At 47.2% G+C, this 12,170-nt stretch carries 9 protein-coding genes and 7 tRNA genes; all 16 read left to right on the top strand.

The genetic code is table 11. The features are described from left to right. Positions 1–10 precede the first annotated feature (10 nt). The 16 genes from AC6I3O_RS24125 to AC6I3O_RS24050 all read left to right on the top strand — a co-directional run bounded on the left by AC6I3O_RS24125 (position 11) and on the right by AC6I3O_RS24050 (position 11,896). A complete protein-coding gene (locus tag AC6I3O_RS24125) occupies positions 11–490 on the top strand; it encodes a metallophosphoesterase family protein (RefSeq protein ID WP_497853047.1) in 480 nt (159 codons plus the stop codon). A 129-nt stretch (positions 491–619) separates the two neighbouring features. After that, a tRNA-Pro gene (locus AC6I3O_RS24120) sits at positions 620–694 on the top strand. Positions 695–701: 7 nt separating this feature from the next. Beyond that, a tRNA-Gly gene (locus AC6I3O_RS24115) sits at positions 702–772 on the top strand. A 66-nt stretch (positions 773–838) separates the two neighbouring features. Next, positions 839–912 (top strand) — tRNA-Arg (locus tag AC6I3O_RS24110). 69 nt (positions 913–981) lie between these two features. Next, positions 982–1,055 (top strand) — tRNA-His (locus tag AC6I3O_RS24105). A gap of 14 nt (positions 1,056–1,069) precedes the next feature. Further along, positions 1,070–1,141 (top strand) — tRNA-Gln (locus AC6I3O_RS24100). A 5-nt stretch (positions 1,142–1,146) separates the two neighbouring features. Continuing rightward, positions 1,147–1,219, top strand: a tRNA-Lys gene (locus AC6I3O_RS24095). A 45-nt stretch (positions 1,220–1,264) separates the two neighbouring features. Further along, positions 1,265–1,345 (top strand) — tRNA-Leu (locus AC6I3O_RS24090). Positions 1,346–1,800: 455 nt separating this feature from the next. Then, complete coding sequence (locus tag AC6I3O_RS24085) at positions 1,801–3,735, top strand: ABC transporter substrate-binding protein (protein WP_497853046.1); 1,935 nt, start codon at positions 1,801–1,803, stop codon at positions 3,733–3,735. Positions 3,736–3,817: 82 nt separating this feature from the next. Continuing rightward, positions 3,818–4,801: an ABC transporter permease gene (locus tag AC6I3O_RS24080; protein WP_497853045.1), complete on the top strand. Its 984-nt coding sequence runs from the start codon at positions 3,818–3,820 to the stop codon at positions 4,799–4,801. A 13-nt stretch (positions 4,802–4,814) separates the two neighbouring features. Beyond that, positions 4,815–6,572: an ABC transporter permease subunit gene (locus tag AC6I3O_RS24075; RefSeq protein ID WP_497853044.1), complete on the top strand. Its 1,758-nt coding sequence runs from the start codon at positions 4,815–4,817 to the stop codon at positions 6,570–6,572. A 9-nt stretch (positions 6,573–6,581) separates the two neighbouring features. Further along, positions 6,582–7,577, top strand: a complete 996-nt coding sequence (locus AC6I3O_RS24070; protein ID WP_497853043.1) for an ABC transporter ATP-binding protein — start codon at positions 6,582–6,584, stop codon at positions 7,575–7,577. After that, entirely contained in the window at positions 7,567–9,033 is a 1,467-nt protein-coding gene (locus AC6I3O_RS24065; RefSeq protein ID WP_497853042.1) for an ABC transporter ATP-binding protein, read from the top strand. Before AC6I3O_RS24070 ends, AC6I3O_RS24065 begins: the two co-directional genes overlap by 11 nt. 26 nt (positions 9,034–9,059) lie before the next feature. After that, positions 9,060–9,269 (top strand): hypothetical protein, encoded by a 210-nt coding sequence (locus AC6I3O_RS24060; protein WP_497853041.1) that lies wholly within the window; start codon positions 9,060–9,062, stop codon positions 9,267–9,269. A 17-nt stretch (positions 9,270–9,286) separates the two neighbouring features. Further along, entirely contained in the window at positions 9,287–10,975 is a 1,689-nt protein-coding gene (locus AC6I3O_RS24055) for a M3 family oligoendopeptidase (protein ID WP_497853040.1), read from the top strand. Between the two features lie 192 nt (positions 10,976–11,167). Then, positions 11,168–11,896, top strand: coding sequence for a LytR/AlgR family response regulator transcription factor (locus tag AC6I3O_RS24050; protein WP_497853039.1), 729 nt, complete (start codon positions 11,168–11,170; stop codon positions 11,894–11,896). Positions 11,897–12,170 lie beyond the last annotated feature (274 nt).

Genomic DNA, 12,170 nt, shown 5'->3' with positions numbered 1-12,170 from the left:
GAGGTATCTTATGAAAATATTGATTGTTAGCGACACACATAAGTCTCACAGGAACCTTGAGCGGATTCTTGAGGAAGTCCGCCCGGTGGATATGCTGATTCATCTTGGCGATACCGAGGGAGGGGAGGATTACATTGCGGCGTTGGCGGACTGTCCGTCCCATATTGTCAGGGGGAACAATGACTTCTTCTCGGATTTGCCCCAGGAGGAAGAGTTTGAGGTCATGGGGCGCCACATTTTTATTACCCATGGGCATTATTATTATGTGGCGCTGAATGAGGAGAGGATTAAGGACGAGGCGAGGGAACGGGGAGCGGATATCGTGATGTACGGTCATACCCACAGACCGTCCCTGACGCGGGAGGAGAATCTGATTACGCTGAACCCGGGGAGCGTGGCGTTTCCAAGACAGGAAGGGCGCAGGCCCAGTTATATGCTGATGGACCTGGATGAGGCGGGAAATGTGGAGATCGAACAGAAGTATTTATGATATTTGGGAAATGTCGGTAAAAAAATAGCAAAAATGAAAAAAAGTTGTTGACAAGTGGTGGATAGTCCTATATAATAACTGATGTGTCACGGAGATACGGCTTCGGAGATACCGGGATGTATATAGTGACGGGGTGTGGCTCAGCTTGGCTAGAGCGCCTGGTTTGGGACCAGGAGGTCGCAGGTTCAAATCCTGTCACCCCGATACGTGTGCGGGTGTAGTTCAATGGTAGAACACTAGCCTTCCAAGCTAGATACGTGGGTTCGATTCCCATCACCCGCTTTTTTAAAGCCAAATGGCGAGCAGCTTAGAGGCTTTAAGAAGATAGGTCTAGGGAGCTAGTCTTATGAGTCTGTAGCTCAGCTGGATAGAGCAACGGCCTTCTAAGCCGTAGGTCGAGGGTTCGAATCCCCCCAGGCTCGTTAGAACCACACAATTGAATAAGGTGATACTTAGTTGGACAATGAATAGTTCGATAAGTAATATATATGGTGGGTATGGTGCAGTTGGTTAGCGCGCCAGATTGTGGTTCTGGATATCATGGGTTCGAGTCCCATTACCCACCCTTTTTTCTTTTATTGGGCTATCGCCAAGCGGTAAGGCACAGGACTTTGACTCCTGCATTCGTTGGTTCGAATCCAACTAGCCCAGGGTATGGGCGTGTAGCTCAGGTGGTAGAGCACTTGACTTTTAATCAAGTTGTCCGGGGTTCGAATCCCCGCACGCTCAGGTGAGAATGCTATCTTTGGAAGTGTTTCCGTAGATAGCATTTATGCGGATGTGGCGGAATTGGCAGACGCGCTAGACTTAGGATCTAGTGGGCTTCCCGTGCAGGTTCAAGTCCTGTCATCCGCATTGAATGAAAGCCCCAGAACTCTTAATAGAAGGAAAAGTTCTGTGACTTTGTTTTTACTTTAATAGGAAAGATAGACGGATTTTGTTCAGTTATGTAAAAGGTACAAAAAGGGCGTTTTGTTCATTTGCAAAGAGCAAATGAAGAGTGGAAATGTATTTATGTGAAATGTATAAAAAGGAGGATAAAATTGTGAAAAAAATATCAATTTTGTTGGCATAAAATCGTTTTTTTTACTGTTTACTTTAAAACAGGTTTGGCATATATTCTATATTTCAATTTTCAGAAGTTTCTTTAGAATCAAAAAATCCTCCCCATTTTTGTGAAAAAATAACAAAAATTGACAAATAGCAACGAAAATATTAGTTGCTATTGTAAAATATAAACAAGTGTGTTAAAATTCTCGTATAATCTTTGAAACTATGTTTCAAAGGGAAAAAAGGAGGAAAAGAAAGACATGAAAAAAAGAGTAATTGCGTGTCTGCTTGCGGGAATTATGACATTCTCACTTGCGGCGTGCAGCGGGGGGAGTGTAAGCAGCAACTCATCTTCGGGATCAGGAAAAGAAGACAGCAGTGAGAGCAGTGCAGACAGCGAGGTAGGCGTAGAACAGACCGCAGAGCCGCAGGCTCCGCCGGAGGATGCGCCGGTAGGAGGGCAGTTTGTCGTACAGATTTCACCGGGGACTTTATCGCCGGATATGATGGATGGATGGTCGGCGAATGCGACAAATACAGGATTTATTAGGTTGATGCAAGATTACGGTCTGACAGATATAATGAGGGATCGTACTCTTGACTGGAACCCGGTTGTTGTAAAGTCCCATGACGAGAAGGAGAATGAGGACGGATCGATTACCTATACAGTAGAGATCAATGATAATCTGAAGTGGAGCGACGGTTCCGATATAACAGCGAAAGATTACCTATTCGCTATTATGCTGCGTTCTTCTAAGCAGTTCGTTGAGTGCGAGGGTGATGCGACAACAGGAAGCCCGCTGCTTGGCTACACGGAGTTCAACAGCGGAGACAAGAAAGAGTTTACAGGGCTTCGGCTTCTTGGGGATTATGAATTCTCTATGACAGTAGATGCTGAGAATCTTCCGGACTATTATGTACTTGGCAATATCGGATACACACCGGATCCGATGGCGGCAATTGCGCCGGGAACAGATATTCTGGACGACGGTAACGGGTGCTACTTCAACGACAAGTTCACCACAGATGTTCTGAGAGAGACGCTCCTTGATCCGAACGAAGGTTTCCGTTATAAGAGACCGGTCGTATGCGGACCTTATAAGCTGAAGAGTATTGACGTCAGCACCGAGACCGTAGAACTTGAAATTAACGAAGAATTTCTCGGAAGACCAGATGGAACGAAGCCTCATGTACAGTCCATCATCTCGAAACCAGTTGCGGTAGAGACTTGGAGAGATGAATTCGAGAAAGGTTCCGTTGACTTTTTCAATACGACAAAGGGAGAGACGATTGATTCTACCTTAACAAAGTTAGAGGACGGAAGCCTGAAGGCTAACTATGGACTTGTACCGTTGGATTCTGTAAATGAATTCCGTTTTGCATGTGATTTCGGACCTGCTCAGTTCCCGGAAGTACGCCGTGCATTTGCTTATATTATTGACCGTGATGAGTTGAACAAGCAGCTTACAGGCGGATATGCTTCCGTTGTTGACTGTCTTGCTACGGAGGCGATGGAAGACTATCAGGCGACAAAGAGTGAGCTTGAAGAGAATCTTACACATTATACATACGATATTGACAAGGCAAAACAGGAATTAATCGACGGCGGCTGGACGCTGAATGAAAAAGGGGAAGAGTTCAAGGAAGGTACAGATAAGGTACGTTATAAGGATGTAGACGGCGAGCTGATGCCGCTGGAGATTCAGTGGGCATACAGTGAAAGTGAAATTACGAACCTTTACAACACAGTAATTCCTCCGGAAGCCGAGAAGGTTGGTATGAAGTTTGAAGGGACGAAGATGGACTTTGCGCAGTTGGTTAATCATCTGAACCGCGAAGGATCAGATCCTACTTACCATGTTTTCTCTTGCGCCGTTGTTTTACCTGAACTTAGCTCATGGTGGTACTTCTTTGATGACGCTCCGGACAGAATGGGTCTTTGGAACTACTATCGTGTAAGTGATCCGGAATTGAAGAGCATTACGGCAGAGATGCAGAAAGTGGAGCCGGGTGATGTAGAGAAATTCCGCGAGTTATTTGTGAAGTTTGAAGAGGAAATCAACAAGAAGATGCCGGGTGTTGTTATGACGACAGGAACGCAGTACTGGTTCTATAATCCTAAGTTAAAGAACTTTGTTCCTCGCGCATATGATAACTGGTGGTATTTCATTCTCGATGCTTACATTGAGGAATAAAAGTTTTAGCAGGATAGACATAATAAGGGGAGACGGCGAGCCGCTATCTCCCTTTTTATCAAAATAAAGTGGGGTTTTACATATGGCTAAATATATACTAAAAAGACTTGCCTATATGGTAGTCGTTTTCTTTATTTTGTCCATTTTGCTTTTTGGCTTGTTTAAAATGGTTCCTGGAGATCCGGCGCGAATGTTGGTTGAAGGACAGAAGATGAGCGTTTCTCCTGAGGAATATGAGATGCTGTATCAGCAGGCAAGAGCAAGGCTTGGGTTGGACAAACCATTGATTATTCAGTATTTTAGTTGGTTTGGGAATCTGCTGAGAGGCGATTTCGGATATTCCTCCGTACATCGGATACCGGTTACTGAACTCGTCGGTCCGCCGATGAAGAATACGATCTGTCTGAATGTGGTGTATTATGTGCTTCTGTTTCTTATAACAGTTCCGTTGGGAATCAAGGCGGCAGTGAAGCAGAATACGGCATTTGATACGACTGTGCAGGTGACAACGATTATCGGTATCAGTATTCCGTCATTTATCACGGCGCTGATCTTTATCTTCTTGTTTGCGATTGTGCTCCCAATCTTCCCAATCAGCGGTATGGTGACGACGGGAGCGAATTATACCGGATTCCGGGCGTTTACAGACTATGCGTATCATCTCTGTCTGCCGGTGCTTGTAATGGTATTTGCAGGGCTCGGCGGTCTTACGAGATACGTCAGAGGCGCTCTTTTGGATGCCTTGTCTATGGACTATGTGCGTACTGCGAGGGCAAAGGGGCTGCGGGAAAAGACAGTGATTTATAAACATGCATTCCGGAATGCGTTGATTCCGATTACCGGATATGTTGTCGGGTCAATCGTAGCAATTTTTGGCGGTTCTATCATTATCGAGACACTGTTCTCATGGAACGGGGTAGGTAAGCTGTTAATCGATTCCCTTATGAATCAGGATTATACGGTTGCGCTTGCGATGCAGATGTTCTATATACTTCTGGCGCTTGTGGCGAACTTGATCACAGACCTCTGCTATTGTCTGGTAGATCCGAGAATCAAGTTAGAGTAATGGAGGAATGAACATGTTGAAAAAAGGTAAAAAAGAAGAAAAGCAGCGTTCTATTTTAGAAGAAGAACAGATGCAGAGTCCTTTTCGGACAATTATTAAGAACCTTTGCGAGAACAAGATTGCTATGGGTTCGGCTTTTGTATTTATTGTAATATTTTTGATGTGTTTCATTCTCCCTATTTGGTTTAAACAGGATATGAACTATCAAGACCCAACACAGAAGAATATCGGACCGGGATTTTCATTTCTTTCTGTCCCTAAGGAGCTGAACGGCAATGTAAAAGCGATAGGGGTAGGGCCGACCTTCGGCGTGGGGATTGATAATGACGGCGTTGTGTATGAGTGGGGAAGCTTAACCGACCGTCTGAAACAGATTCCGGCAGACATGGGAAAGGTCGAGGATATTGCAGTCGGCCAGGATCATGTCCTTGCAGTGAATGACGAGGGGAAAGTATTTACTTGGGGATTCAATCGTATGAACCTGAATCGGATTCCGGCGGAGGTACAGAATAAGAAGGTAAAATCAATCGCAGCAGGGTATCAAGTGTCAATTGCAGTTCTGGAGGACGGAAGCATTGTAAAATGGGGAAATGAAAATACAGTTGATATTGTGGCTTCCAGGGCAAAGGATGAGAATGTAAAATTGGTGAAAACGAATATCCAGACCGGCCTTGCGCTGACAGAGGACGGCAAGCTGCTCCCACTTGCGAAGAGGGCGACGGCTTTTGACGCAATTCCGGATGAGATTCAGGGAAAAGTACAAGACTTTGTACTGACAGATAAGACGGCGCTGGCGCTGCTTGACGACGGTACGATCGTTTGCTGGGGCGGCAATGACTATCATATCAAGGATATCCCGGAAGGTGTGGAAGGACATGCGGTCAGTCTTGCGGCAGGACGGAACCATGCCGTTGCGCTGCTTGACGACGGTACAGCCGTAGCATGGGGCGGCAACAATAACAAACAGGCGAAGCTCCCGTCAGGGCTGAAGAATATTGTAAGTATTTCCAGCAAATATTACCAGAATTATGCCATTGACGCAGACGGAAACGTTACCACCTGGGGACTGAAAGGCTACCTGTTCGGTACGGACAACCTTGGAAGAAGCGTTGCCCTGCGTATATTAAAGGGCGGCCAGATGACCATGACGGTTGGATTTGTATCCGTTATCATTTCCCTGATTATCGGTATCATTGTCGGAGGTATTTCCGGATATTATGCAGGAAAGATTGATATCGTGCTGATGCGTATTGCGGAAGTAGTAGGCTCCCTGCCGTTTATCCCGTTGGCGTTAATCCTGTCGGCATTGATCGGAAACAAGGTATCGGAGGTAGGGCGTATCGTTATGATTATGGTAATCCTTGGTATCTTGAGCTGGCCGGGCGTTGCCGGTATCGTCCGCGCGCAGGTACTGGCAGAACGTCAGAAGGAGTTCGTTACGGCGGCAAAAGCCCTTGGCGTGCGTGAGAGGAATATCATTTTCCGGCATATCGTGCCAAACGTTATGACAATCATCATTGTTAATGCCACGCTTGCATTTGCTACCTGTATGCTGACTGAGTCCGGTTTGTCATTCCTTGGATTTGGTGTTGGCGAGCCGATCCCTTCATGGGGAAATATGCTGAATAACTGCCGTTCATCGGAGGTTATCTCACAGTTTTGGTGGAGATGGGTGTTCCCGTCTATCGCACTCGCGCTTTGTACAATCAGTATCAACCTTTTCGGAGACGGCCTGCGGAAAGCAGTTGATCCAAAATCCAGTGAAAGGTAGGGGGGAGTCATGGAGTATTTATTAGAAGTTGACGATTTACATACATTTTTTAAGACGAAAAAAGGAATCGTAAAAGCCGTTAACGGTGTGTCCTATCAGGTGGAAGCCGGTAAGACCCTTGGAATCGTTGGAGAGTCCGGAAGCGGTAAGAGTGTTTCTGCCATGAGTATTCTGAAATTGCTTGACGGCAACGGATACATTGACAGCGGAAAGATTACATTCAAGGGGCGCGATCTGGCAGAGTGTACGATTAACGACATGTATCAGATTCGTGGAAACGAGATTTCCGTAATCTTCCAGGAGCCGATGACGAGCCTGAACCCGGTGTATACGATTGAGAAACAGTTGAATGAAGTTTATCTGACTCACCAGAAGATATCGAAAGAGGAAGCGAGCAAAAAATCCCTTGAGATGCTGAAGTCGGTTAAGATTCCCAATGCCGAGTCTATCATGAAGCAGTTCCCGCATCAGCTCTCCGGCGGTATGCGCCAGCGTGTCATGATTGCAATGGCGCTTGCGTGTGAGCCGAGTCTGCTGATTGCAGACGAGCCGACCACGGCGCTTGACGTTACCATCCAGGCACAGATTTTGCATCTGATGAATGAACTGAAACGTGAGAAAGGAACATCTATCCTTTTCATCACTCATGACCTTGGCGTTATCAATGAGATGGCGGACAGCGTGGCGGTTATGTACTGCGGGCAGGTTGTGGAGATGTGTCCGGCGCATGTGGTATTTGCAAGGGACAATGGATATTCACATCCTTACACGGAAGGTTTAATGACTTCTATCCCGCGCCTGGATACGCCGGTGGGAACGAGGCTTGAGGCAATTCCGGGAGCCGTACCTCATCCGCTGGATCTTCCTAAGGGATGTAAGTTTGCGCCCCGCTGTAAGTATGCTACCGACAGATGCTTAGAAGAAGAACCGGCATTAGAGCAGGTGGAGGGCAATCACCTCGTACGCTGTTTCTATCCGGAAAAGGAGGCGCGCCATGCAAAATAAGAATCAGGATAAAAAGGTGCTGTTGCGGATTACGGACCTGAAACAATGGTTCCCAATCAAGAAGACGAAATTATTCCAGAAAGAACAGCTTTATGTCCGTGCTAATGACGGCATTACCCTGGACATATACGAAGGAGAGACGGTTGGGCTGGTTGGAGAGTCCGGGTGCGGGAAGTCCACGTTCGGAAGGACGCTGCTTCAGATTTATCATCAGACCGAAGGGAAGACCATGTACTATGGACGTTCTCTTACGGAGATGGCCCCGGATTATGTCAATGTCACGGTAAAGAGCATTGGCGCAAGAAAGAAAAAGATTAGCGAGTTAGAGAATAAAGTTACGGCGCTCAAGGCAGAATATGAGAAGATGGCAGACGGCACAGAGAAGTTCGTGAAGCAGGAAGAATGCGAGAATGTCCGTAAAGAGTGCAATAAGGAGTTCCTTGACCTTGTGCAGATTATCGGCGGGTTCTACGGCGTTGACAACGTGCAGGAGGCCGAGCGGCTGCTCCTGGACAAGTTCAGGATAGCCGCGGAACTTAGGAATTTGAGGGAAGAAGACCGGGCTGAGGGCAAGGATAAGAAAAGCGAGATTCAGGCAAAAGAGAAAGAATTAAGCGCAGCGGAAGAGAAGCTGACCGCGCTTAGAAGCAAGTACGGTTCAGACGAGACCTTCCGGAAATACGAAGAGTACCGGGATGAAGGCGTAGACCTTGCCAGACTGAAGAATCATGAGATGCGTATTTTAAGGAAAGATATGCAGATGATTTTCCAGGACCCGTATTCATCTTTGAATCCGAGAATGACGGTAGGGCAGATTATCGGCGAGGGGCTTCTTGCCCATGGATTCTTCACGAAGAATGATGATAAGATGCAGGATTATGTCATGAAGACGATGGAGGAATGCGGACTTGCGCCGTACATGCTCCACAGATATCCGCATCAGTTCTCCGGCGGGCAGAGACAGCGTATCGGTATTGCCCGCGCGCTTGCGCTGAAACCTAAGTTTGTTGTCTGCGACGAGGCGGTTTCCGCCCTTGACGTGTCCATTCAGTCGCAGATTGTCAACCTGCTGAAAGACCTTGGTGAGAAGGAGAACCTTGCGTACCTGTTTATCTCCCATGGCCTGAGCGTCGTAAAATATATCAGCGACAGGATCGGCGTTATGTATCTGGGGAACATCGTAGAGCTTGCGTCTTCCCAGAACATGTTCGACCATCCGATGCATCCTTATACGGAGGCGCTGTTGTCGGCAATCCCGACCACAGACCCGGATGCGAAGAAGGAGATTGTACCGCTGGAGGGCGATATCCCAAGCCCGGTACATCCGCCGAAGGGATGCAAGTTCCATACAAGGTGTAAGTACTGCCAGGAGATTTGCAAGCATGTGACGCCGGAGCTTAGGGAACTTGAGCCAGAGCATTATGTGGCATGCCATTTCCCGTTAGGGCAGAAATGATTTTTTGAAGGAAAGGAAAGGGTACAATGTTATTATTTGGAAAAAACAGCAAATGGGCGCAGAGGCGAAAGGAACAGGACGAAAAGTATAACCGTTTCCGGGAAGAGATTCAGGAATTTCCGTTGGAGAAGAATGATTACCTGGCGATGGTGCTCGGTGCGTTTTGGGCGCTGTGGCCTGTCCTGGCTATCGTAGCCGCTGTAATTTTCGGCGTTGTACTCATCTTTTTTAAATAGTGGAGGAAAACGGTAACATGAAATTTAATGAGTTTGTTTATAAAAGAGTTGAACTGGAGGAGATGAAGGAAAAGATCCGCCAGATTACGGAAGCTGTAAAAACTGCCCCGGATGCAGAGGCACAGATTGCGGAGATTTACCGCATGAACGATTTGATGAAGGAGCATGCAACGGCAGACGCCCTCGTGTACATCCGTTATACAATCAATACGAAAGATGATTTTTATGTGAAAGAGCGGGAGTATAACGACCATATTTCCCCGTTGATTGCAGAAGAGGTACAGAAATATAACGAGGCGCTGCTGAATTCTCCATTCCGCAGCGCGTTGGAAGCGAAGTTTGGCAAAGTCATGTTCCTGAATCTGGAGTTGGGGATGAAGGGATTCTCTCCGGAGGTTACGGAGCTGATGCAGGAAGAGAGCGCATTGCAGACGCAGTACCAGTCGCTTTTGGCAAGCGCGCAGATTGAGTATCAGGGCGGTACATACAACTTATCGCAGATGGGTCCATTTACGCAGAACAAGGATCGTGAGGTGCGTAAGTCAGCTCAGGAAGCAATGGGAAGATTCTTCGACGCGCATCAGGAAGAGCTGGACGAGATTTTTGATAAGCTTGTGAAGAACCGTACGGAACAGGCGCACCGCCTTGGAATGAAGAACTTTGTGGAGCTTGGTTATGTGCGCCGCCAGAGGAACTGCTATACGCCGGAGGCTGTCTCAAATTTCCGCAAGCAGGTTGTGGAAGACCTTGTGCCGATTGTATGTGAGATCAAGAAAAATCAGGCGGAGCGTATCGGCGTGGATGAGTTGAAAGTATATGATGATTCATTCCAGTTCCCGGACGGGAATGCAACGCCTCAGGGAACCTATGAGGAGATTATGGAAGCCGGACGCAGGATGTATACGGAGATGTCGCCTGAGACGGCGGATTTCATCAAGATGATGTTTGACCGGGATCTGTTTGACGTTGTGGCAAAGCCTGGGAAAGCGACAGGGGGATACTGCTGTGATATTCCGGGATATGAATGTCCGTTTATCTTCTCGAACTTTAACGGGACGTCAGGAGACGTAGACGTCTTAACCCACGAAGCGGGGCATGCGTTTGCCTCCTATATGGCGGATAAGCATGTTGACTTGCTTGACCTCAGGCTTCCGTCCATGGAGGCGGCGGAGACCCATTCCATGTCTATGGAGTTCTTTGCAACGCCTTGGTATAAGCTTTTCTTCAAAGAGCAGACGAAGAAGTATGAGCTGTCTCATCTTGAGGGGACGCTGAATTTTATTCCTTATGGATGTCTGGTGGATCATTTCCAGGAGATTGTATATGAACATCCGGAGATGACGCCCAAGGAGAGAAACGAAGCATGGCTGAAGCTTGATAAGATGTATCGCCCTTATCTTGATATGGCGGATATGCCGTTCTACGGAAGAGGAGCAGGCTGGCAGAGGCAGAGCCACATCTATGCGACGCCGTTCTACTATATCGACTATTGTCTGGCTCAGACGGTTGCGCTGCAATTCTGGCTTGAGATGGAAAAAGACTGGAAACAGGCATGGGAGAAGTACAAAGCGTTTGTAAAACGAGGCGGAACCGATACGTTCCTTGGGCTGGTAGCAGGCGCAGGCCTGAAATCACCGGTAGAGGATGGCTGTATCCGTGAGATTGCGGGACATGCAAGTGAATGGATAAAAGAACATAAGCTGTAATAGATGACAGGCGGCAGGTCTGTCGGGGAGCGTTTGTTTCCCGGCAGACCTGTTTTTCATTTTCTATACCCAAAGGGTATAATTTCACATAGAGTATATGAAATAGCTGGTAGAATCGTACATAGTTGTGTATAATATATTGAAAAAACATGGAACTGTATATACAGTTCTTTCTGCAGGGGAGTGATAAGATTGTATACGGTAGCGATTTGCGATGATGAGGCTGGACATTTGGATAAGCTGAAAGATATGTTGGATACTTATCAGGAACAACGTGCGAATTGTGAATTAGAGATTGCATGTTTTGGCAGTGCAAAAGATTTGCTTTGCAGAGTCAGGGAACAGAATTATGAGCCTGATTTAATGCTGCTGGATATTTATTTACAGGAGGAGTTTGGAATTGAGGCGGCAGGAGAACTGCGCAGGATGGGGAACAAGAGCCAGATTGTGTTCATCACTTCGTCGCCGGAGCATGCGCTTGAGGCATACCGTGTGCAGGCGGCGCAGTATCTTGTGAAGCCGGTGGGGGAGGAAGAGCTGTTTCAGACGTTAGATCACCTGCTCAATGAGAGCAGGAAAGAGCGGAGGCGTTATCTGGTGCTGCGTACGGAAGGGAGAGTCGGCCGGGTGGCGGTTGATGGGATTGTCTTTTGCGAGGCGCAGGGCAAGAGCCAGAAGATGCATCTGGCAGATGGGGAAGAATTATTATTGCATATGACGATGACGGAGATTTTTGGTATGTTGTCAGATTATCCGGAATTTGTGAAGGTTGGGGCTTCCTATATCGTGAATCTGGAGCATGTTGCAAGCCTGAATGCGCGGAAACTGGTGATGGAAACGGAGACGGATATCCATCTGCCGAGGGGGTCTTATCAGCCGCTTAGGGAGCGGTATTTTAATTATTATTGTGAAAAGAAGTGAAAGGAAGGTTGTCTTGTATGGAAGGCACTCATAGGAGCAAATGTTTTCGGAAACGGTGTAGCTTGTGGGCTATGCCGTTTCTCCGTTTTGTAGATCATTTAGCAAAGACGAGGGAAGTATTCCAACGAGGTCATAGGAAATATCAATCTGTTGTTCTCTATGCCCCTTTGATTTATCCGGTGCATGAACGATGCACCCAAGGTAGGGACAAAGATGTTCGCTCATTTCTCCCTTTGGCTTCATCACAGTGCGGTTCTTACTGGTATCCCGTGGA

It is taken from the genome of Sporofaciens sp. St.21A7 (genome assembly GCF_059728535.1).
The sequence above is the reverse complement of the archived record's forward strand: the minus strand, read 5'-3'. Positions and strand labels throughout refer to the sequence as shown.

Excerpts from the sequence above, each read along its gene's own strand:
- AC6I3O_RS24080 (WP_497853045.1), top strand. The coding sequence starts at position 3,818 with ATGGCTAAATATATACTAAAAAGACTTGCCTATATGGTAGTCGTTTTC.
- AC6I3O_RS24065 (WP_497853042.1), top strand. The coding sequence starts at position 7,567 with ATGCAAAATAAGAATCAGGATAAAAAGGTGCTGTTGCGGATTACGGAC.
- AC6I3O_RS24125 (WP_497853047.1), top strand. The coding sequence starts at position 11 with ATGAAAATATTGATTGTTAGCGACACACATAAGTCTCACAGGAACCTT.
- AC6I3O_RS24075 (WP_497853044.1), top strand. The coding sequence starts at position 4,815 with ATGTTGAAAAAAGGTAAAAAAGAAGAAAAGCAGCGTTCTATTTTAGAA.
- AC6I3O_RS24060 (WP_497853041.1), top strand. The coding sequence starts at position 9,060 with ATGTTATTATTTGGAAAAAACAGCAAATGGGCGCAGAGGCGAAAGGAA.
- AC6I3O_RS24085 (WP_497853046.1), top strand. The coding sequence starts at position 1,801 with ATGAAAAAAAGAGTAATTGCGTGTCTGCTTGCGGGAATTATGACATTC.
- AC6I3O_RS24055 (WP_497853040.1), top strand. The coding sequence starts at position 9,287 with ATGAAATTTAATGAGTTTGTTTATAAAAGAGTTGAACTGGAGGAGATG.
- AC6I3O_RS24070 (WP_497853043.1), top strand. The coding sequence starts at position 6,582 with ATGGAGTATTTATTAGAAGTTGACGATTTACATACATTTTTTAAGACG.